This window comes from Rathayibacter sp. VKM Ac-2856 (assembly GCF_013205055.1).
GTDB lineage: Bacteria > Actinomycetota > Actinomycetes > Actinomycetales > Microbacteriaceae > Rathayibacter.
This window is the reverse complement of the sequence record NZ_JABMLF010000001.1, coordinates 197,674-216,776: the sequence shown is the minus strand read 5'-3', so window position 1 is coordinate 216,776 and position 19,103 is coordinate 197,674. Positions and strand designations below refer to the sequence as shown.

Genomic DNA, 19,103 nt, shown 5'->3' with positions numbered 1-19,103 from the left:
GGTCTCGGGTTCCGAGGCGATGACGATCACGTACCCGACACTCCCGATCGTCGACGGAGGCATCGGGACCAGCACCGACTCGCCGATGACGGAGAGGTACTCGGACGACGCGGAGGTGCCGACGACATCGACCTCCGCCCCACCGTCCGTCGAGACCGAACCGGTTCCGCCCGGGAGGCCGAGGGACGCCAGAGCGCCCTCGGACGCCCACGCCGACCCGGCCGGGAACCGCGCCGCGTCGATTCCCAGCTCTCCGAGATCCGACGACCACACTGATCGAAGAGCCACCTTCTCGCCGTCCGCGATCCGGGAGTTGTCGACGTCACTGGCATCCGAGAACGCTGCCGCCCACTGCACCCCGGACAGTCGGGAGATCCTCTCCAGCACGTCCGACGTCAGGCCCGCCTGCGCCTCTGCCCGGACCACGACAGAACGCGTCCCGACCGAATCCACCGTCGCGAGGACACTCTGCTCCGTCCCCACGGTCCGCCCCGTCGTCAGGACGACCCCGGCGCACATCGCCACCACCATCACCAGGGTGAGGAGGGAGGCCACCGGCTGCGCGAGCGAGGAGGCGAGCGCTTCCCGGATCACGGGGACGACGAATCTCCGCTTCACAGGCTGATCCTCCGATCGCACGCCTCGACGACCCTGTCGTCGTGGGTGACCACGATCACGGACGACCCCGATCGCGCGCGCTCCCGCAGTGCGTCGACGACCACCGCCGCGGAGTCCGGATCGAGGTTCCCCGTCGGCTCGTCCGCGAGGACGATCGTCGGATCGTTCATGAGCGCCCGGCACAGCGCTATCCGCTGCGCCTGGCCCCCGGAGACCTGATGGGGTCTCGCCGAGGCGCGCAGGGCGACCCCGAAGCGCTCCATCAGGCCGTGCGCCGCCAGGTCCACCGCCCTGCTCCTGCGCCCTCGATACAGGGAGGTCTCGACGATGTTCTCGAGGACTGTTCTCGTGGGATCCAGAGCGGCGTCCTGGAAGACGAACCCGATGTTCTCCGCTCGGAACTCCGCCCGCCACCGATCGCTCATGCCGCTGACGTCGACACCGTCGATCCGGACCCGTCCCGATCGCGGCCTCGCGATGAGGCCCAGGATGTAGAGGAGGGTGGACTTGCCCCTCCCCGACGCGCCGGTCATCGCGACCATCTCGGAGGGCATCACGGCCGCACTGACGCCGGACAGCACCCGGGGACCGCGGCGATAGCTGAAGTCGATGCTCTCGGCGGTGATCATCGAGTCGCATCCTCGTCGCCGTGCACGCGCACGTCCGCTCCCTCGACGAGGCCGGTCACGACCGAGACGCCCTTCGCCGCAGCGACGACGTCGACGCGATGTCGCCCGCCGGCCGAGTCGGTCACGACGAGGTCTCCGTTCACGTCGGTCTGGATGCTCGCGGTCGGAACGGTCAGCCCCGTCGTCTCGGGAGTCGTCGTGAGGACGACGGGGAGAAGGGTGTCCTGCGTCACGTCGAGATCGGCGCACTCCTCGCCGCAGACGGATCCGCCGTCCACGCCGGTGAGCGCTATCGACACACCGACCTCGGGCTCCACCCGCTGAACCGCCGTGACCGCCCGCCAGGGTCCGTGCGGTCCGGTGATCTCCGCGGCGACTCCCACGCCGACCTGAGCGGCTTGTGCCGCGGTCGCCGTGACGGAGAAGGTCGGCTGGTCCGGGAGCGTCCTGGCGACGACCTCGCCGCCGGAGACGACTGCTCCTCGACTGATGAGGGCCTCGTCGACGACCAGTCGGGTCGGCACCTCGGGCACGAAGATCAGGTCGCCGCGCCGGACGACGCCGTCCGCCGGGAATCCGGCAGCCTCCTGCCACTCCTTGATCGCGGCCGCGGTGCGCGGTCCCGGCGCACCGTCCGCGGCACCGCGGTAGAACCCGAGGTCGCCCAGCAGCTCCTGGAGCTGCGCCGCGTCCTCGCCCTCACTCGTCGCGTCGATGTCGCGGAACGCGGGGATCACGCCGCGCGCGAGGACCACGGGACGCAGGTCCACGGTGTACAGCTCCGCGCCCTGATCGGCGGGCTCCCCGGGCGCGTGATTCACCGTCGTCACCGTGCCGCTGGCCGAGTTGGTTCCCGCAGGGGACTGGGTCCAGTGGGCGGTCGCCACCAGGTTCACCGACGCGCTGACAGCACCGGCGCGAACGACCGCGGTCGTGTAGTCGGACGCCGGCACGGCCTGCTCCGCGGGCCTGAAGATGACCGCTCCGGCCCAGAGACCCGCTGCACCGGCTGCCACCACCAGGCAGAAGGCGAGCGCCGCGACAGGGGAGAGGCGTCTCCGAGACGATCGATCTGCCTTCACCAGCACAGTCCTTTCCTACGGAGATCGGTCGGAGGGCGGCTGTCGCCCTCCGACCGACCGCCCCTGATCAGCCGTAGCTGATCGAGAAGGAGACTTCTCCTACTGGTGACAGCTCGCGGTCGAGCTGTCCAATCTCGCCGTGCCGTTCGTTCCCACACTCCAGCTCGACACGCCGCGGAAGCCCGACTGGGAGAACGTTCTGTGCGCGCCGGAATCGTTCTTGGAGGCACTGAAATCCTGGCCGTACGTCCGGCCGTCGGTCGCTACGTACCCGTGCAGGATTCCACCGTCCCCGTCGTTCGACGTCGAATAGACCGCCGTGATACTGACCGTCCGGATGCCGCCGCACGAGTAGGACGCAGCGTTCGCCGACGTCGGGACCATCAGCGCTGCCGCGATTCCTCCCACCAGAGCCAGTGCTGCTGCTGGAAGTGATTTCTTCATTGTCTTCTCCATCTTTTCGGGTCACGAGATTCGCGACGGGGGTGGAGGCGGTCGCAGTGATGAGGCATGTGGGGCGGCGAGGCGCTCATCACTCGCCGAAATAGCCCGGCGGCGTCTGAGGGCAGTCCGTGTTCACGGTGAGCCACTGCGACATCCCGGTGGGTTCGTAAGTGAGGTAGGGACTCCATGCCTCTCGCGAATTGATGGTGTCGCGGAAGGTCTCATAGGTGGGCGCCTCCGGCACGTCGATGCCGTGACTCTCCAGGCACTCGGTGAGGTCGTGCGCGAAGTAGTGGTACTTGTACTCGTACTGCGCCTCGGTCGGTGCCGTGTCGAACTTCGGATCCAACGGATACTGCGATTCGCAGACGAACAGGCTGATGTCGTGGGTCTGCGTCTGCTCCGTGGGGAAGGTGCCGTAGTCGAGGCCGCCGTCCGGAGTCGCCCTGGTGTCCGGGAAGCCGGCGGACACCATGCAGGCCGCCATCGCTGACGTCGACTCCACCGGGTTCACGGTGCGGATCACGTCGACGTCGGGTCGGACCGCGTTCGGATACATGGTCGCCAGCCGGGCCCACTCGGCGTCCTGCTTCTCGGCCAGGGCGCGCTCGGCCTCAGCGGCCGGTACCGCCGGCAGAGTGGGCTTCGGCGGCGGGGCGTCTCCCGCTGAGCAGCCGGAGAGCGAACCGGCGATGACGACGAGCGAGACGACGGCGAGGGCCCTCGTCGTCGACGGCCGCAGCGACTCTGCACGATGGATGCCCATGATCTACCTCCGCCGAAGACCATACGCGTATGCTTTCACCTGCGCCCGTTTGGCGCGAGACGAAGCCGCCCTCATCGCGGCATGCTGGTCAAGTAGCGCGCAGCGCGTACCGAGCCCACGCTCGGCACGACGGCGGATCTCGATACGCCCGCTGCGCGGCCTACTCGATCACCATGAGCCGCTCCATGCTGGTCGAGCAGCGCGCAGCGAGACCGACCGCTACGGGGACGTCGTGCTCGGGAAGAAGTGGCGCTCGGTGGGCGCGCCCTGCGCGTGGGCCAGCGCTGCGGCGCGGATCTCGCGGTCGCGGCCGGTGAGACGCTGGGTCTCCTGCCGCGTGAACTCGCCCCAGGACGGCACCAGGAACGTCTCGAGCTGCACGTCGGCCTCCTCGCCGCTGCGGTAGAGGGCCCACCTCGTGGCGCCGGTCCGGCGGCGCGAGCTCCCCACGAGGCGCATCGCGCTCCGGAACGCGCCGAGGGAGTCGGCGTCGACCGTGTACGAGATCTGCACGAGCACCGGCCCGTCCGCGGGCTGCGGCTCGAACACGAGCGTGGGTGTCGGCCATGACATCGAGATGCTGCGATCGACGGTGCCCGTTCCCGGGAGCAGGGGGAGCACCCGCACACTGGCCGCCACGACGAGCAGCAGGACGGCCGCCACCGCGTAGGCGAGCGGGACGCCGAGCGCCTGCGCCGCCAGACCCCAGCCGATCGAGCCGAGGGCCATCACCCCCATGAAGACGAAGATGTAGATCGAGGCTCCGCGGGAGCGCACCCACTGCGGCAGGGTGAGCTGCAGTGCCGCGTTCAGCACGGTGAGGGTGCCGATCCAGGCCAGCCCCGCGAGCACGAGCAGCAGCAGCGTCGGCGCGAAGGGGAGGAACGCCGCCGCGAGCGAGCCCGCCGCGAAGAGCACCGAGCTCGTCGCGATGACGAGGTCGTCGGAGAACCGCCGCCGAGCGAGCGGCAGAGCGAAGACGCCCAGCACGGCCCCGGCGCCGAGCGCACCGAGGAGCACTCCGTATCCGCTCGAGTCGAGCTGGAGTCGCTTCGCGGTGAGGGGCAGGAGAGCCCAGAGAGCACTGGCCGGCAGCGCGAAGAGCGCGGCTCGGAGCAGGATCCGGCGGACGAGGTGCGCCGAGGCGACGTACCGGATCCCCGCCCTCAGCGCCGCTCCGAACTGCTCGCGATCGTCGAGGCCGGTCTGCGCGGGCCGCTTCCACCACAGGAGGGCCGCCACGGCCCCGACGAAGCTCAGCGCGTTGATGCCGAAGACGACGGGAGCCCCGAAGACCGAGAGGACGACTCCCGCCAGCGCGGGGCCCACCGCTCGGGCGCCGTTCACCGTCACGCCGCCGAGGGCGGAGGACGCGGCGATCAGGTCGCGGGGCACGAGCTCCGGCTGGATCGCCTGCCAGGCCGGCGAGGTCAGGGTGGCCGTGATGCCGAGCAGGAAGGTGAAGGCCAGGATCGTCCACGGGGTCAGCGCGCCGACGGCCGCCACGACGGTCAGGACGGCCGCCAGCAGCGCGCTGGCCGAGGACCCCCAGATGAGCAGCCGGCGTCGGTCTAGGGAGTCGGCCAGCACTCCCGCGGGCAGGGCGACCAGGATCGAGGGCGCCAGGCTCGCCGTCTGCACGAGGGTGATCACCGCCGCACCCGCCGCGGCCTCGACCAGGTACCACTGTGCTCCGACGGTCTGCATCCACGTGCCGATGTTGCTGCCGAGCTGGGCGAACCACAGCACCCTGAACGCGGTGATCGCCAGGGGCGCCCAGGCCGAGGTCTGCACGGGCGGAGGCGCCAACGGCTTCACGGGCGCAGGCCCCGGCGGTCCCGACGGTCCCGACTTCCCCGACGGCACCTGCCCGCTCGGCACCGCGTCGTCAGTCACCGGGCGGTCCCTGCCGCACCGAGAAGAGGTTGCCGAACGGATCCAGCAGCTGGCAGAGCCGCTCCCCGGTGAACACCGTCTTCGGACCGCGGTGCGCCGTGGCACCGTGCGCGAACGTGTCGCCGATCCTGGCGAACTCCGCCGTCGTCATGCTCGGACCAGCTCGTCGGACACGGGGACCCCTCTCAGAGGAACTGGCGGAAGTTGGTGGCGGCCAGGTCGAGCAGCTCGTCTCCGCGCCCGCTCACCACGGTGCGGATGGCCCAGAGCGTGAAGCCCTTCGCCTGCTCCAGCGTCACGTTCGGCGGCATCGAGAGCTCCTGCCGATCCGAGCGCACGGAGATCAGGGCCGGGCCGTCGTGCGCGAGTGCCTTCGCCATCGCCTCCTCGAGCTCATCGGAGTCGTCCACCCGGAACCCGGCGATTCCGATCGCCTCGGCGACCGCCGCGAAATCGGGGTTCTTCAGCTCGGTGCCGAAGTTGACGAATCCGGCTGCCTTCATCTCCAGCTCGACGAAGTTCAGCGACGAGTTGTCGAACACCACGATCTTCACCGGCAGGTCGTTCTGCACGATGGTGATCAGCTCGCCGAGCAGCATGGCCAGGCCGCCGTCGCCGGCCATCGCGATGACCTGCCGGTCGGGGAAGGCCGTCTGGGCGCCGATGGCGTGCGAGACCGCGTTCGCCATGGATCCGTGGACGAAGGACCCGATCACGCGCCGCTTCCCGTTCGTCCTGATGTAGCGCGCCGCCCAGATCACGGGGGAGCCGACATCGGGGATGAAGACGGCGTCCTCGGCGGCGAGACGATCGAGCACCCGGGCGATGTACTGCGGGTGCAGGGGCTTCCCGTGCCCGGCCGGCACGGCCAGGTCGTCCAGCTTCTCGCGGGTCCTCGCGTAGTGCTTGCGCGCCTCGTCGAGGTGGTGGCTGTGCCGTGAGCCGGTCAGGAGGGGGAGGAGGGCGAGGGCCGTGTCTCTCACGGTGCCGACCAGTCCGATGTCGACCGGGTGCCGCTTGCCGAGCTGCTCGCCGCGGATGTCCACCTGGATGTGCTTCGTCCCCTCGGGATAGAACTGCTCGTAGGGGAAGTCCGTCCCGAGCATGAGGACGACGTCCGCGTCCTCCATCGCCCGATAGCCGGAGGTGAAACCGAGGAGCCCGGTCATGCCGACGTCGTACGGGTTGTCCCACTCGATGTGCTCCTTGCCGCGGAGAGCGTGCACGATCGGCGCCTGCAGACGTTCGGCGAGGGCGATCACCTCGTCGTGGGCTCCCTGCACGCCGGCGCCCGCGAGGATCGTCACCCTGCTCGCCCGGTCGAGCATGTCCGCGGTGCGCCGGAGCTCCTCGTCCGACGGGATGACGCGCGGCCTGGCCTGCTCGATCCGGATCGCGCGGTGGTGCCAGGCCTCGGCGACCAGGACGTCGCCCGGGACGACGAGCACCGCGACACCGCGCTTCTCCACCGCCGCCCGCATCGCGATCTCGAGCATCCGCGGCATCTGCTTCGCGTCGGCGACGTACTCGACGTAGACGGAGCACTCGCGGAAGATCTCCTGCGGGTGGGTCTCCTGGAAGTAGCCGGTGCCGATCTCCTTGGTCGGGATGTGAGCGGCGATGGCGAGGACCGGGACGCGCGACCTGTTCGCGTCGTAGAGGCCGTTGATGAGATGCAGGTTGCCCGGGCCGCAGCTTCCCGCGCACACGGCCAGGTCGCCGGTGAGCTCGGCGGCGGCGGACGCGGCGAAGGCGGCGGCCTCCTCGTGACGGACGTGCACCCAGCCGATGGTGCCGTCCTTCCGCAGGGCATCGGTGAACCCGTTCAAGGTGTCACCGGGGAGACCGTAGATCCGCTGGATCCCGTTCTCGCGAAGAGTGGCGACGATGACGTCGGCGACGGTCGGCATAGGAGAGCGTGTCCTTTCCTCGCAGCATGACGGTCTCGTCACCGCCTGCTCGCCATGGTGCTCCGGACGGCGACGGAGACGTTCAGACGAATGTTGGAACTCACCCGCTCGGGGGAGTGGACCTGCGTTCCGCACGACGGTGGATCTCGATGCGCCCGCTGCGCGGGCTGCTCGATCACCATGAGGCGCAGGCGCAGGACCGCAGGCGGAAGGCAGCGCGCTCCATGCTGGTCGAGTAGCGCGCAGCGCGTATCGAGACCCACGCTGCACGACGGTGGATCTCGATACGCCCCTGACGACCGTGACGGCCGGACGACGTCGCGCCGCTACTCCAGCCCGAGAGCCTCCGCGAGCGCGTCGATGATCGCGGTTCCGCGGGTGTCCCCGAGCCCGTCCATCCGGTTGGTGAGGAACGCGAAGCCGACGCCCGCTTCCGGGTCGGCGAACGCCACCTGGCCGCCCGCGCCGTCGTGGCCGAACCCCGACGGCGTGAGATAGCGCCGCACCTCCGTGCCGAGCTGGAACCCCATGCCCCACGCAGGCCACGGGCCGGGGACGTCCCACACCGGCGCCCCGCTGCTCTGCGGCACGGTCGCCGCGGCGATCGTCTCGTCGCGGAGGAGCCGCACCCCGTCGGTCTCGACGACCGCGGCCGACCAGATCGCGGCGAGCGCGCGGGCGGAGGCGACGCCTCCCGCACCCGGGATCTCGGCCTCGCGGACGGCCGGGTCGTTGAAGCCGGTGCCGGAGCCGACGAGCTCGTGCGGCAGCGCGCCGCCGAGGGTCATCGCCTGCTCGGCCCAGTCGGTCGCGCCCGCTGTGCGGGCGCGCGCCTGCGCCGCGGTCAGCTCCGCGAGCGACGGGCCGACGCGCATCCTGGCGACGCGGTGCTGCTCGTTCGCGGGCAGGCCGATCCACGCCTCGGCGCCGAGCGGGCCGGCGATGAGGCGTCGGAAGCACTCGCCGACGCTCTGCCCGGTGATCCGGCGGATCACCTCGCCGATCAGCCAGCCGTGCGTGATCGCGTGGTACGCGTGCCCGGTCCCCGGCTCCCAGAGCGGCTCCTGCGCGGCGAGCCTGGCGATCACGGTCTCCCAGTCGCGGATGTCGTCGGTCGTCAGCGGCTCACGCGGGGCCGAGACTCCCGAGCGGTGCGCGAGCAGGTCCGAGACGAGGGTGCGCTCCTTGCCTGCGACGGCGAACTCGGGCCAGTAGCGGCCGACGGGCGCGTCGTAGTCGAGCAGCCCGTCCTGCACGAGGCGGGCGGCGACGAGCGACACGAGACCCTTCGTGCACGAGAAGATCACGCTGAGCGTGTCCTCGCTCCAGGCCGTGCCGTCGGAAGCGTCGCCGCCCCAGAGGTCGACGACCGGCCGGCCGTCGACGCGGATCGCGAGCGAGGCTCCCATCGCCGGGTCCCCCTCGAAGGCCGAGGCGAACGCCGAGCGGACGCCTTCGAAGCCGTCGGCGGCGACTCCGTGCACGGTGACGGTCATGACACTCCTGTCGTGCCGCGGTGATCGCGGCGGTTCGTCGTCTGATGCTGCGCACGCAGCGGTGGACCGCGGCGGCGCCTCCCCTGCGAGGTCACCGCCGCGGAACCGGTGTCGCGGTCAGCCCTTGACCGCGCCCTGCAGCAGCGCCTGGATGAACTGCCGCTGGAAGATCACGAAGACGAGGATCGTCGGGATGATGATCAGCAGCGCTCCGGCGTTGAGCAGCGGGATCGAGTTGCTGTACTGCCCCTGGAAGAAGGTCAGCGCTCCGGCGACCGTGCGGTTCAGCGGGTCGGAGACGAGCACCACCGGCAGCAGGAACTGGTTCCACGTCCAGAGGAACAGCAGGATCGCGAGCGCCGAGAGAGCGGGCCGCGCGAGCGGGATCTGGATGCGGCGGAACTCCTGCCACGTCGTCGCGCCGTCCACGCGCGCCGCCTCCGAGAGCTCGGCCGGGATCCGCACGAAGTGGGCGCGCATCCAGACCACGCTGAAGGGCATGTAGAGGCCGATGAGCGGGAGGATGATCGCCCACTGGGTGTTCAGCAGCCCCATCGCCTGGATCTCGTAGTAGAGCGGGATGATCAGCGACTCGAACGGGATCGTGAGCCCGAGGATCAGGAACACGAAGACGACGCCGCCGCCGCGGATCCGCAGATTGCCGAGCGCGTAGCCGGCGAGGGTCGCGAACAGGAGGCTGATCGGCACGACGCCGAGCACGATCAGCGCGCTCGAGCCCATCAGCCGCAGCACGTTGCCGGTCTCGAAGGCGGTGACGAAGTTCCCCCACTGCGGGTCCGAGGGCCAGGTGAGGCCGGTCGGGTTGGTGTCGGCGGGCTGCAGCGCGGCCGAGAGCATGTTGACCAGCGGGATGACCGTCAGCACGAGCACGACGATCAGGACGATGCGGCCGATGACGACCTCGGACTTGGTGACGATCATCGGTCGCTCACTCTCGACAGGCGCTGGAGGGGGAGGACGCAGGCGAGCACGAGCACCATCAGCACGATCCCGAAGGCGGACGCGAGACCCACGTCGCTCTGCGTGAAGCCGATCCGGTAGATGGAGATGCCCGGCACGAGCGTCGAGCGGCCGGGGCCGCCGAGCGTGGTCGTGTAGATGATGTCGAAGCTGCTGAGGGCGGCGATCACGGTGATCGTGGCGAGGACGGAGATCTCCTGGCGCAGCCCCGGGACCGTGATGGTGAAGAACTCGCGCAGCCACGTGCCTCCGTCGAGGCGGATGGCCTCGTAGAGCGACACGTCGATCTTGCCGATGCCGGTGAGGAAGAGGACCGTGCAGAGGCCCGTGAGCACCCACGACCCGATCAGGCCCACGGCCGGCAGCGCGGTCTGGAAGTCGCCGAGCCACGGCCGAGCCAGGCCGCCCAGGCCGACGGCCGTGAGGATCTGGTTGACCGCGCCGGTCTGCGCGTACATCCACGACCAGGCGATGCCCGCCGCGGCGAGCGGGATGATCTGCGGGAGGAACAGGATCGTCTGCGACACGCTCGAGAAGACACCGGGGCGCATCGAGCGGAGCAGGCTCGCCAGGACGAGACCCGCCGATACGGGGATGACGGTGAAGAAGACGATCAGGACGAACGCGTTGCCGATCGAGCCGAGGAGGTCGGGATCGGTGAACACCCGCAGGTAGTTGGCGACGCCGACCCACTCCGAGGGCCCCACGCCGTTCCACTTGTAGAACGAGTACTGGACCCCGGTGATCAGCGGGTAAATGACGAACGCGATGTAGACGGCGAGGGCGGGGAGGACGAAGAGCCAGCCCACCAGCAGCGCCCGCCGCGCCGCGGTGCTCCCGCGGCGTCGGCGGACGGGCGGCGTCCCGCTGTCGGAGGCGCTCGTCGGGGGAGTGCCGACGACGGAGGGGGCGCTCATGCTCAGCCGGCCAGTTCCTGCGCGTAGAAGTCCTGCACGGCGGTGACGAAGTCCTGGCCCGAGATCTGGCTGGTGACCAGCAGCTGCGACTCCGGGATGATCGCGCCCGCGTAGATGCCGGCGGTCGCGTTCGACATGAAGTCGACCTGGCCGTTCTCGGCGCCGACCTGGGCCGACATCGCGAGCGCCTGCTCGAGCAGCGATCCGGACTCGACGGTCGGGAGCGCCTGGCTCGGGTCGCCGCCGGGAGCGGCACCCGTGACGTCGACGATGATCTGCCGGGCGGCGTCGTCGGTGTGGATCCAGTTCAGGAAGTAGACGATCTCGTTGAGGTGCTTCGACTTGGCGGCGACGGAGAACGAGTTGGCCGCTCCCATCGCGACGTGGTCGCCGCCCTCCTCGACCGGGGGCACGAGGAAGAAGTCGACGTTCTCGCCCATCTTGCTCTGGGTGTCGGCGGCGGCCCAGTTGCCGTTGAAGGTGAACAGGCCCTCCCCGCCCTGGAAGCGGCTGACGAACGACGAGTAGTCGATCGCGTTGATGTCGGAGGGGAAGTAGCCCGCGTCGGCCCAGGTGCGGACGAGCTCGGCGCCCTGGACGTTGCCGGGGGTGTCGTAGGTGGCGCCGGGGATCGTGAAGATCCAGTCGGCCATCTCCTGCTTGTCGGCGTACTGGTTCATCGCCGCCTGGACGACGAAGTTCACGACGCCGTCCTTGTCGCCGGCCATGATCGGCAGCACCCCGCCGGCCTTGGCGATGGCGAGGTCCTCCTCAAGCTCGGCGAGCGTGGTGGGAGGCGCGTCGATCCCGAGCTGCTTCGCGAGCTCGAGGTTCATGTAGATGCCGGTGATGCTGTAGCCGAGGCCGAGCTGGTAGAGCGAGCCCTGGCCGCGGACGCCGTCCGAGTCGACGCGGAGCGGGGCGAGCTGCGACTCGGACCAGGTGCTCCAGCCGTAGGCGTCGAAGTACGGGTCGAGGTTGGCGAGCAGGCCGTCCTTGACGGTGTCGCCGATGGTGGGCAGGCGGATCAGGTCGGGAGGCGTGTCGCTCGCGAGCAGCTTGGGGGAGTTGGCGGTGAGGTTCGCGAAGGTGTCGCGGTTGATGGTGAAGGTGATGTTCGGGTGCTGCTTGGTGAACTCCTCCGCCAGCTTGTCCGTGACGGGGAAGCCGGTCTCATCGGCGATGACCAGCTGCACCTCGTCCGAGGTCAGCTCGGTGCTGACGTCGACCGAGCTCGTGGTGGCGGGTGCGCTGCTGCCGGGCGCGCAGGCCGCGAGCGTGAAGAGGGCGGCGACCGAGCCGGCGCCGACCAGCACGCTCCTGCGGCCGATCGGGGTTCCAGGGGCGGAGAAGGACATGGGCGGTGACTCCTTTGTCGTCGGTGCTGTGCTGTGGTGCTGGCGGGGGGCGGGTGTCCCGGGGGGAGCTGTTCGCCCGCCGCCCCGGGACACCTCCTGAATCCTTTGAGTAGGGGACTAAAAGGTTTCAGGTGTGGCTATAGTCTGTGCAGACGGCAGGATTGTCAAGAGCGGTCGATCGATGACGAGGAGGCGCGGTGGCGAAGCAGCGAGTGACCCTGGCCGACGTCGCCCGCGAGGCCGGCCTGTCCATCTCGGCCGCCTCGATGATCCTCAACGGCAAGCCCGAGACCGGCCTCTCGAAGGACGCGCACGAGCGGGTCTTCGCCGCCGCGGAGGCGCTGCGCTACCGCCCGAACGTCGCCGCGCGGGGCCTGCGCACCGACAAGACCCGCACGATCGGCTTCATCTCGGACGCGATCGCGACCACCCGCTTCGCCGGCGGCCTGGTCAAGGGGGCGCTGACCGCCGCCGAGAAGGCGGGTCACGTGATCCTGCTCCTCGAGACCGGAGGCGACCCCGCCCGCGAGGCCGAGGCGGTCGACGCCGTGCTCGACCGGCAGGTCGACGGCATCATCTTCGCGTCGGTGCGCTCGCGCGAGTTCTACGTCCCCGACCTGCCCGCCACCACCTCCGTCGTGATGCTCAACGCGACCAACTCGCACCACCCCGTCTCGGTGCTGCCCGACGAGTACGCCGGAGGCCGCGCGGCGGTCGAGCTGCTCGCCGACGCCGGGCACCGCGAGGGCATCGTGCTGATCGGGCAGAACGACGAGGTCGAGCGCGACCGCTTCCGCTCGGCGACGATCGCGCAGCGGGTCGCGGGCATCCGCGACGCGATGGCCGAGCGCGGCCTGACCTTCGTGTCGGAGGAGTCGATCGCCGAGTGGGAGCCGGAGTTCGGGTTCCGCGCGGTCACCGCGCTCCTCGAGCGGAACCCCGAGGTCCGCGCGCTGCTCTGCCTCAACGACCGTCTCGCCTTCGGCGCGCACCAGGCGCTGACGGAGGCGGGGCTGTCAGTGCCCGGCGACGTCTCGATCGTCTCGTTCGACAACGACGAGCTGGCCGCCTACCTCCGCCCGGGACTCACGACGATCGCGCTGCCCCACGAGGAGATGGGCCGCCGCGCCGTCGAGCTGCTGCTCGCCGCACCGGCCGGTGCCGCGGAGCTCGTGCCGATGCCGGTCGTCGTCCGCGCCTCGATCGCGGGGGCCCGCCGGCGCTGACTCGCAGCGGGCGGCTCAGCCCGGCTGATGCACGTGGATGTCGCTGCTCGACGTCACGCCGTTGAACTCGAGATACAGCTGCCCCTCGACGACCGACACGGTCAGCGTGTTGCGGCGCTCGAGTACCGCGACCGCGGCATCCAGGAATCCCTGGTCGAAGCTCTGCACGGTGATCTGCTCGAGCTGGTGGACGCGCTTGCCGGACCACGCCGCGATCACCTTCTCCGGGTCGCGATGCGTGTAGACCGTCGTGCGGTCGGCCAGCCTGCTCCCGAAGTGCAGTCGCTCCGCATCCGGCGCGCCCACCTCGATCCACGTGATCAGCCTGCCGGTGAGATCGCGGACCAGCACCGCCGGCTCGTTCGCCGTCGACGAGATCCCCTCGCTGAAGGTGATCCCCTCCACGTATTCGAGGCAGTACGCGAGCACGCGCGTCATCATGTAGGCGTCGGTCTCGGAGGGGTGCCGAGCGGCCCGCAGCGTGATGTCCTCGTAGACGCCGCGGTCCACATCGGCCAGCTGTATCGCGAAGGTGTACATCACTGCGCCGGCTGCCATGTGTGGGAGCTTATGTCCTCTCGCTCATCGAGGAGCGCGAGGCTTCTCCGGCGCCGATGGGGGCATCATGCTCGCACGCCTGCCCGCAGGAACGGCCCGGCAGGAGGCATTCACTCCGTGGAGACCGTCTCACTCGCCGACTCGTAGCAGGGGAGCCCGTTCGTGCATCTGGCGCAGAGCAAACTGACAGCATCGCGATTATCGGCCGGGTGGGGGTATTGATTCCATCTGGGCGCGAGCCCGTGGCTCCATCTTCGCCTGCCGCTCAATCACGTACCTCTACGAGTGGACGGCGAAACCGGGGGATGAGAGGCCGGAGACATCCGGGCCCCGAGCGATTTTCCGCTGATGGCCAAGAGCTTGCAAGGGGCGACACGGTTGGAGCGTCGAAAGCGCGGATCGATGTACTCCACCGCCCGACGCATGGCGTCCTGCTTGAAGGACTCCGGCACTCGCCAGCGAGCGAACCGCACCGGCCCGGAATGCGATCCGGCCGCATTCGTCCGCTCCACCGGGACGCTCTACAGCCTGTCCAAAGAGGGGCACCGGCAGCGCTGGCTCCGTCGTCCTCGCACTCACCGCCTGTGGACACTTCGTGCGCAGCCCCACTAACGTCCCTGAGCCGCAGTTCACCCGCATCCGCGGCACCGGCGCGGGCTGGGCCGCCGGCTTCGGCCGACCGTCATCGATCATCGCGCCCCAGTGCCTGCCTGCGATGCTCGCCACCGGGGGAGTCATCCTGCCGTTTGCCGTGTTCGCCGTAGCGGCGGCCGCGGCGCTCACACTCCCGGACCTCCGCGGGACAGCACTGGACGACTGAGTCGTCGGGCTCTTGGTTCTTTGCGGAGGCGCAGCCGGAATCAAGAAGGACGGCTAGGCCCGTCATTGAGCTACTCCGACAGAGTTTGCTATGAGCAAGTCCAGGCACTAGCCAATCATCAAGAGCCGGCGAACCTCGGCGACTCTCTCTAACGGCTCACCAGGTCTGTTGTGTCATCTGCGCCTACTCCGGAGAGGTCGACGGCGCCCTCCCAGTCGCCCGAGGATCGACAGGCGGCCGCCCCCGAGACCGCAGCAGAGTGAAGGCGTGACACCATGGGCTCACCTCGGAGCCAACTGGAGAGATAGCCGCCCACGAAGGCATCTCCGGCGCCGACGGAATCCACGACGCCTGTCGGCAGCGCGGGCTGAGCGCAAGCGGTGCCATTCTCGCGCGCCGCTGATCCTGCGGCCCCTGCCGTGACCACGACGTGGGAGTACCCGGCTTCGGCCAGCGCTGCGGCAGCAGCACCCATCTGCTCTGTGGAACCGAGCCCGGCTCTGGGCAGTGCCATCAGCAGCGGCACCTCGTCGAGGCTGGCGAAAACCACATCGGCTCGGGAGGCCAGTGCGGTGTAGTGCTCGATCGGCGATACCGTTCCCCACAGGCGCGGTCGGTGGTTCACGTCGAAGGAGACGAGGGAGCCCGCCTCCCGGGCGGCGTCGATGAGATGGACGATTGCCTCGGCCGCTCCGGCGGAGAGTGCGGCCGTGATGCCGGTGACGTGGACGAGGACGTCAGGGCCCAGCTCGACGCCGGCGAGGTCGCCGACCGCGAGGGCGCTTCCGGCGCTGTTCGCGCGGTAGTACGAGATCGTCGTCCGCCCTCCGGGGTGCAGATCCTTGACCAGCAGACCCGTCGGGCGCTCGGAATCCACGGTGGCGAGGACATGGACACCCTCGGCGCGCAACTCCCTGATGACGCGGCGCCCGAGCGCATCGTCGCCGACTCGCCCCGCCCACGTCACGGGGATCCCTCGATGCGCGAGAGTCATCGCGACGTTCGCCTCGGCTCCTCCCGTGCCCAGGGCGACACGATCGGCGCGCCAGAGCGGTTCCTCGACGCTCGACCGGAAGACGGCCAGCGCCTCGCCGACAGTGACGACGCGCATCACGGCGCCACGGCGTCACGGAAGGCCCGGGCACGCTCCGCGATGTCGTCGAATCGGCCGGAGGCGATGTCGGATCGCGGTGCGATCCAGCTGGTGCTGACCGTCTGGACTCCGCCGATCCGGTACGAGGGTGCCTCCACGAGCGAGACTCCGCCGCTCGGGACGAAGGCCACATCGGGGAACGGGCCTCGCAGAGCGGCAATGGTCGCGGCGCCGCCCAGCGACGAGGCCGGGAAGAGCTTCAGGACCCGGAGACCGGTCGACCTCGCGCGCATGACTTCGGTGGCGGAGGCGACACCGGGGATGAGGACGACGCCGCGGCGCTCTGCCCGCTCTGCGATCTCCTCGGAGAAGCCGGGACTGACGAGGAAGGCGGCGCCGGCGTCGCACGCGGCGTCCACCTGCGCTGCTGAGAGCACCGTGCCGCACCCGGCCATGAAGCCCGGCATCGCCACCATCGCGGCGAGGCAGCGATCCGCGTCCGGGGTCCGGAGCGTCACCTCGGCACAGGGCACTCCGCCCTCCACGAGCGCACGTGCGAGCGGAGCAGCGTCGGCGGGATCGTCGATCACGACTACGGGCAGCACGCGGATCGTCGCGAGAGCGTCTAGCACCTCCTGCCCGCTCATCGACCGAGCCATCCGCCGTCGACAGGGATGATCGCGCCGCTGACGTAGTCGGAGGCCGAGGAGGCGAGGAAAACCGTCACGCCGCCGAGATCGGAGGCGGCACCCCAGCGACCGGCGGGGATGCGCTCGAGGATGGCCGCGGAGCGGGAGTCGTCGGCACGCAGCGCGCTCGTGTTGTCGGTCGCGATGTAGCCCGGCGCGACCGCGTTGACCTGCACTCCGCGCGACGCCCATTCGTTCGAGAGTGCTCGCGTCAGCCCCGCGATCCCAGATTTTGCTGCCGCGTACCCGGGCACGTTGATGCCTCCCTGGAAACTCAGCAGGCTCGCGGTGAAGAGGACCTTGCCGCTGCCGCGCTCCAGCATGGGCCGGGCGACGAGCTGGGTGAGGGCGAAGGCGCTGCTGAGGTCGACCTCGAGGACGCGGTCCCATAGGGACAGGTCGTGCTCGGCCGCCGGCGCTCGCTCGATGGTGCCCGCGTTGTTCACGAGGATGTCGGGCGCGAGCTCGGCGAGCTCTGCGCCGAGCGCGAGCACCGCGCGGCGATCGGCGAAGTCGGTCGCGAACGACCGGTAGGTGCGCCCGAGCGCTCTCACCTCGAGGGCGACGTCGTCGTCGTCGGCTGACCGTGTGCTAACGCCGATGACGTCGGCTCCTGCGGTGGCGAGGGCTACCGCCATCGCACGGCCGATGCCGCGGCGTGCTCCGGTGACGACCGCAGTCCTCCCCGTCAGATCGAAGGGACCGGTCACGATTCGCCCCCCTCGGTGCCGCCGACATCGACCAGCACCTTCATCGAGGAGCCCGCGGTGAGCCGCTCGACGGCGGCCGCCGTGTCGGCGAGCGGGACCACGTCGGTGATGAGGGCCTCGGCGGGGAGTGCGCCCTCGGAGAGCAGGGTGATCGCCCGCTCGATGTCGCTGCGCTGGTAGACCCGAGCGCCGAGCAGCCTCAGTTCACGCCAGAAGACGCGTTGCAGGTCGATTTCACGCGGTGCCGCATGGATGGCGACGACGACGATGGTGCCGCGCACCTTCGCGAGCGCCGTGGTCTGCCGGACCGCCGCTGCGGCTCCGGAGACCTCGAACACGACATCGGCACCCTCGCCGCCCGTCCAGCGGTCGACCTCGAGCGGTACATCGGCGTTCAGTGCGTCGAGGACCTCGAAGCCGAGAGCCGCGATGCGTGCACGCCGACCTTCGTCGACCTCGGACAGCAGCACCGAAGCGCCGGCGTGCCGGGCGACGCTCGCGATGAGAAGGCCGATGGGCCCGCCTCCGAGAATCACGACCTTGTCGCCCACCGCAAGACCCGAGCGCCGGACGTCGTGCACGGCGACGGCGGTCGGCTCGACCAGCGCTGCCGTCCGGAGGTCGAGTCCGTCGGGAAGGCGCACGAGCGTCTTCGCCGGGACGATCCAGTGCTGCTGCAGCGCGCCGGGGGAGTCGACTCCGAGGAAGGTCAGATTGCGGCAGATGTGCTGATGGCCGTCGAGGCACGCGGAGCAGATGCCGTCCCAGAGCAGCGGCATCACGCTGACGCGGTCACCGGAGGCCCACTCGGTGACGCCCGCGCCGACGCGGCTCACCACACCCGACATCTCGTGGCCGAACACGTGCGGCTTGCTCACTCGCGCGTCCATGTCGCCGTGCACGATGTGCAGGTCGGTGCCGCAGAGACCGCAGAAGGCGATGGCGATCTCGACTTCTCCGTCCGCTGGGGCACGCCTCGGTGTCTGAATCAGCTCGATCGTCGCCTTGCCCGTGTAGGCGGCTCCTGTCATTGGATCGTCTCGTCTCTCGAGGCGGCGGACCGCCTCGGTTGGGTGTTGGGTCGTCATTTAACCGCTCCGCCTGTGGCGCCCGCGGCGATGTACCGCTGGGCGACGAGTAGGAGGATCACGGCGGGGAGCGATGCCAGGACTGACGTCGCCATCACGGCGGACCAGTCCGTCTGGTCGGCGCCGAGGTAGGTGTAGATACCCAGGGTCACCGGACGGAGGTCGTCGGTCGTCGTCAGGGTGAGGGCGAAGATGAAGTCGCTCCACGTGAACAGGAACGAGAACAGAGACGCCGTGATGATCCCGTTGCGTGCGATCGGCACAGCGATGGACCAGAACGTCCTCAGAAGCCCTGCTCCGTCGAGGCGGGCCGCCTCGAGGACCGCTGTGGGGACGGCCTGCATCGTGGTGCGGATGAGCAGTATCGCGAAGGGAATCGAGTGGGACGCATCGGCCAGAACGAGCCCGACCGTCGTGTTCAGGAGCCCGAGGTCGTTGTAAGCGCTGTAGAGACTGTTCGCGACCACGATCCCCGGGATCATCTGGGTCACCGCGAGGACGAGCAGGATCACGTTGAGACCGCGGAGCCGGAATTGCGCGAGAGCGTAGGCCGCCGGCATCGCGATGACCAGAGTCAGTGCGACGCTCGAGAGCGACACGATGAGGCTGGTCAGCAGGTTGCGCGACTGATCGGCGATCGCCGCCGCGTAGCCGTCCAGATGAATCTCGGTAGGGAAGAGGCTGGAGGCGAGGTTGCTCCCCGACGCTTGCACGGAGAGGTTGACCATCCAGTAGACGGGGAAGAGCAGGACGACCAGAAGGAGGACCCCGAGGACGGAGTCGCGGGTAGAGCGGACGCGCTGTGAGCGCAGAGCGATTGTC

General features: G+C 69.8%; 20 protein-coding genes. 3 read left to right on the top strand and 17 right to left on the bottom strand.

All coding sequences use genetic code 11. From position 1 onward, the window contains the following. Positions 1-19: 19 nt before the first annotated feature. Entirely contained in the window at positions 20-625 is a 606-nt protein-coding gene (locus HQQ82_RS01050) for a hypothetical protein (protein ID WP_173231250.1), read from the top strand. On the opposite strand, the gene HQQ82_RS01045 is transcribed toward HQQ82_RS01050, so the two are convergent. The 11 genes from HQQ82_RS01045 to HQQ82_RS00995 all read right to left on the bottom strand — a co-directional run bounded on the left by HQQ82_RS01045 (position 615) and on the right by HQQ82_RS00995 (position 12,097). Further along, the gene (locus HQQ82_RS01045) at positions 615-1,247 is read right to left on the bottom strand and encodes an ABC transporter ATP-binding protein (RefSeq protein ID WP_173231249.1); all 633 of its coding nucleotides are present in this window, start codon (positions 1,245-1,247) and stop codon (positions 615-617) included. The genes HQQ82_RS01050 and HQQ82_RS01045 overlap by 11 nt on opposite strands. Next, entirely contained in the window at positions 1,244-2,200 is a 957-nt protein-coding gene (locus tag HQQ82_RS01040) for a peptidoglycan-binding domain-containing protein (protein WP_173231248.1), read from the bottom strand. Before HQQ82_RS01040 ends, HQQ82_RS01045 begins: the two co-directional genes overlap by 4 nt. A gap of 228 nt (positions 2,201-2,428) precedes the next feature. Next, complete coding sequence (locus tag HQQ82_RS01035; RefSeq protein WP_173231247.1) at positions 2,429-2,773, bottom strand: hypothetical protein; 345 nt, start codon at positions 2,771-2,773, stop codon at positions 2,429-2,431. Positions 2,774-2,861: 88 nt separating this feature from the next. Then, the gene (locus tag HQQ82_RS01030) at positions 2,862-3,539 is read right to left on the bottom strand and encodes a hypothetical protein (protein WP_173231246.1); all 678 of its coding nucleotides are present in this window, start codon (positions 3,537-3,539) and stop codon (positions 2,862-2,864) included. Between the two features lie 219 nt (positions 3,540-3,758). Next, positions 3,759-5,333, bottom strand: coding sequence for an MFS transporter (locus HQQ82_RS01025; protein WP_367947757.1), 1,575 nt, complete (start codon positions 5,331-5,333; stop codon positions 3,759-3,761). 94 nt (positions 5,334-5,427) lie between these two features. Further along, a complete protein-coding gene (locus tag HQQ82_RS01020; RefSeq protein WP_173231244.1) occupies positions 5,428-5,586 on the bottom strand; it encodes a VOC family protein in 159 nt (52 codons plus the stop codon). Between the two features lie 34 nt (positions 5,587-5,620). Beyond that, positions 5,621-7,345, bottom strand: coding sequence for a ubiquinone-dependent pyruvate dehydrogenase (poxB, locus tag HQQ82_RS01015; RefSeq protein WP_173231243.1), 1,725 nt, complete (start codon positions 7,343-7,345; stop codon positions 5,621-5,623). Between the two features lie 326 nt (positions 7,346-7,671). Further along, complete coding sequence (locus HQQ82_RS01010; protein WP_173231242.1) at positions 7,672-8,841, bottom strand: serine hydrolase domain-containing protein; 1,170 nt, start codon at positions 8,839-8,841, stop codon at positions 7,672-7,674. Between the two features lie 117 nt (positions 8,842-8,958). Continuing rightward, on the bottom strand, positions 8,959-9,783 hold the full coding sequence (locus HQQ82_RS01005; RefSeq protein WP_173231241.1) for a carbohydrate ABC transporter permease: 825 nt from the start codon (positions 9,781-9,783) through the stop codon (positions 8,959-8,961). Continuing rightward, positions 9,780-10,739 carry a carbohydrate ABC transporter permease gene (locus tag HQQ82_RS01000; protein WP_173231240.1) on the bottom strand — a complete coding sequence of 320 codons (960 nt, stop codon included), beginning with the start codon at positions 10,737-10,739 and terminating at the stop codon, positions 9,780-9,782. The genes HQQ82_RS01005 and HQQ82_RS01000 overlap by 4 nt, the downstream gene beginning before the upstream one ends. A 2-nt stretch (positions 10,740-10,741) precedes the next feature. After that, positions 10,742-12,097, bottom strand: a complete 1,356-nt coding sequence (locus HQQ82_RS00995; protein ID WP_173231239.1) for an ABC transporter substrate-binding protein — start codon at positions 12,095-12,097, stop codon at positions 10,742-10,744. Positions 12,098-12,294: 197 nt separating this feature from the next. Between HQQ82_RS00995 and HQQ82_RS00990 the strand changes: the two genes are divergently transcribed. Then, positions 12,295-13,323: a LacI family DNA-binding transcriptional regulator gene (locus tag HQQ82_RS00990; RefSeq protein ID WP_173231238.1), complete on the top strand. Its 1,029-nt coding sequence runs from the start codon at positions 12,295-12,297 to the stop codon at positions 13,321-13,323. 15 nt (positions 13,324-13,338) lie between these two features. On the opposite strand, the gene HQQ82_RS00985 is transcribed toward HQQ82_RS00990, so the two are convergent. Beyond that, entirely contained in the window at positions 13,339-13,881 is a 543-nt protein-coding gene (locus HQQ82_RS00985) for a YaeQ family protein (RefSeq protein WP_173231237.1), read from the bottom strand. Positions 13,882-14,476: 595 nt separating this feature from the next. On the opposite strand from HQQ82_RS00985, the gene HQQ82_RS00980 reads away from it, so the two are divergent. Then, on the top strand, positions 14,477-14,701 hold the full coding sequence (locus HQQ82_RS00980; RefSeq protein ID WP_367947756.1) for a hypothetical protein: 225 nt from the start codon (positions 14,477-14,479) through the stop codon (positions 14,699-14,701). A 148-nt stretch (positions 14,702-14,849) separates the two neighbouring features. Here the strand turns inward: HQQ82_RS00980 and HQQ82_RS00975 are convergent, their stop codons facing one another. Genes HQQ82_RS00975 through HQQ82_RS00955 form a run of 5 tightly spaced genes read right to left on the bottom strand, consistent with a single transcriptional unit; the run spans position 14,850 to position 19,099 of the window. After that, positions 14,850-15,812 (bottom strand): sugar kinase, encoded by a 963-nt coding sequence (locus HQQ82_RS00975; RefSeq protein ID WP_173231236.1) that lies wholly within the window; start codon positions 15,810-15,812, stop codon positions 14,850-14,852. Continuing rightward, positions 15,812-16,441: a bifunctional 4-hydroxy-2-oxoglutarate aldolase/2-dehydro-3-deoxy-phosphogluconate aldolase gene (locus HQQ82_RS00970; RefSeq protein WP_254071156.1), complete on the bottom strand. Its 630-nt coding sequence runs from the start codon at positions 16,439-16,441 to the stop codon at positions 15,812-15,814. Before HQQ82_RS00970 ends, HQQ82_RS00975 begins: the two co-directional genes overlap by 1 nt. Next, entirely contained in the window at positions 16,438-17,193 is a 756-nt protein-coding gene (locus HQQ82_RS00965) for an SDR family oxidoreductase (protein WP_173231234.1), read from the bottom strand. The genes HQQ82_RS00970 and HQQ82_RS00965 overlap by 4 nt, the downstream gene beginning before the upstream one ends. Continuing rightward, entirely contained in the window at positions 17,190-18,281 is a 1,092-nt protein-coding gene (locus HQQ82_RS00960) for a zinc-binding dehydrogenase (RefSeq protein WP_254071155.1), read from the bottom strand. The genes HQQ82_RS00965 and HQQ82_RS00960 overlap by 4 nt, the downstream gene beginning before the upstream one ends. After that, positions 18,278-19,099: a carbohydrate ABC transporter permease gene (locus HQQ82_RS00955; RefSeq protein WP_367947848.1), complete on the bottom strand. Its 822-nt coding sequence runs from the start codon at positions 19,097-19,099 to the stop codon at positions 18,278-18,280. Before HQQ82_RS00955 ends, HQQ82_RS00960 begins: the two co-directional genes overlap by 4 nt. Positions 19,100-19,103 lie beyond the last annotated feature (4 nt).